2 protein-coding genes are annotated in these 1,203 nt (G+C 62.8%); both read left to right on the forward strand.

All coding sequences use genetic code 11. The annotated features are described in order from the left end of the window. Positions 1-177 precede the first annotated feature (177 nt). On the forward strand, positions 178-570 hold the full coding sequence (locus ACE4YL_RS02150; protein WP_461369082.1) for a putative PDDEXK endonuclease: 393 nt from the start codon (positions 178-180) through the stop codon (positions 568-570). A gap of 286 nt (positions 571-856) precedes the next feature. Then, complete coding sequence (locus ACE4YL_RS02155; protein WP_461369083.1) at positions 857-1,168, forward strand: hypothetical protein; 312 nt, start codon at positions 857-859, stop codon at positions 1,166-1,168. Positions 1,169-1,203: the final 35 nt, after the last annotated feature.

A 1,203-nucleotide genomic window follows, 5' to 3' on the forward strand; every position in this document is an offset into this window, starting at 1 on the left:
GAGGAAACAACCAGAGATATGAGGAGATTAGATTCACTGTATGAGTTCTATGAGTTTCCCCCAACCCCAACGCGTGAGGAAAAACAGTACAATACTAGAGTAAAAACATGTACAAGAAGGGACTGGAAACAAACTCATAGAACTCGTAAACTCATAAGGCTGCAGGGGGCGGTCTGAGTGGTGGCCTCTACCCCCGCCTCCCGCAAAGCCAAGGGGCGGCGGCTGCAGCAGGCGGTCCGGCAGGACCTGGTCGACCGCCTCGGCATCGATCCCGGTGACGTCCAGAGCACAGCGATGGGGCAGTCCGGTTGCGACCTCTACCTCTCGCCGGCCGCCCGGGCACAGTTCCCCTTCGGCATCGAGTGCAAAGCGCAGGAAACGATCGCGCTCCCGGCGTGGTGGAAACAATGCACCCGAAACGCCGAGGCGGAGGGGCTCGCCCCCCTCCTCGTCCTGAAGCAGAGCCGGCGGGAGCCGCTGGCCGTGCTCCGGTGGACCGACCTCCTCGTGCTGCTCCAGAACGTCCCGGCAAATTCGCCGGAAGGTTGTGACGGAGGCGAGGAGGCATGACCCGGATCATCCGCATCGAACTCTGCGACGAGTGCCCTTATGCCGCCGGCTCCCGGAGCTGCCGGGCTAGCCAGTGGTGCGACGAGGGCGGCATCCTCCGCTGCCGAAAGTTCACCGACTTCCCCGTGATCCCAGACTGGTGTCCGCTGGAGCAGGTCGCCCCTGACTGGAGGCCGCCCGCGACCTCCTCCGTATAAAGTAGTATTATTACTAAAACCACTAAAACAGATATCTTTATCTATTCTGGGCCCCCATATACTCCCTAAGCCAAATCGGAGGCTCCGACATGTCTAGACTGGCAACATTCCTGATCGCGGTCCTCGACGCGATCCGCGCACTTTTCTCCCCTGCATCGCCTCCCGATCCTCTCGCCCCGCGCGATCCCGGCACCCCTGCCGCACCCCGGCCCCGCGCACTCTCGCCGACCGTCCGCGCCTTCATCCTCGACGGCCACACTCCGCAGGATCGGGCGGTGCTCGAACAACAGATCAGCGACTACGAAGCCGCCGGGCAGACCTCCTACACGCTCCGGTATCCTGGCGGTTACTACCTCGTCAAGGACGGGCAGGTCGTCGGTTCCGGGAGGGGTGAGGAGTGATCGAGGGCCTCCCCGACCTCGCCCCGATCGCCGCA

This window comes from Candidatus Darwinibacter acetoxidans (assembly GCF_041936445.1).
Taxonomy (GTDB): Bacteria; Bacillota; Limnochordia; order Darwinibacteriales; family Darwinibacteriaceae; genus DTU010.

What these genes read in the sequence shown, in the direction of transcription:
- ACE4YL_RS02155 (WP_461369083.1), top strand. Translation starts at nt 857, where the DNA reads ATGTCTAGACTGGCAACATTCCTGATCGCGGTCCTCGACGCGATCCGC.